The sequence below is a fragment of the Mycobacterium angelicum genome (genome assembly GCF_002086155.1).
Lineage (GTDB): Bacteria > Actinomycetota > Actinomycetes > Mycobacteriales > Mycobacteriaceae > Mycobacterium > Mycobacterium angelicum.
This window is the reverse complement of the sequence record NZ_MVHE01000424.1, coordinates 1-209: the sequence shown is the minus strand read 5'-3', so window position 1 is coordinate 209 and position 209 is coordinate 1. Positions and strand designations below refer to the sequence as shown.

Annotated in this window: 1 protein-coding gene; it reads right to left on the bottom strand. The window is 65.1% G+C overall.

Annotation, left to right across the window (positions count from 1 at the left end):
- The coding region (locus tag BST12_RS30110) for a pentapeptide repeat-containing protein (protein WP_139802138.1) at positions 1-209 on the bottom strand (209 nt) is incomplete at both ends.

The following is a 209-nucleotide window of genomic DNA, read 5'->3' as shown; positions in this document are numbered from 1 at the left end:
GTAATGAACGCACCGGTGTCCACATCGCCCGTGTTCGCCACGCCCGTGTTGTAGTCACCGGTGTTGAGGTAGCCCGTGTTGCCACTGCCCGGGTTGAAGCCGCCGGTGTTGAAGCTGCCCGGGTTGAAGCTGCCGGTGTTGAGGTCCCCGGGGTTGAACACGCCCGTGTTGGTGCTGCCCGCGTTGCCGATGCCGGTGTTGAAGCCGCC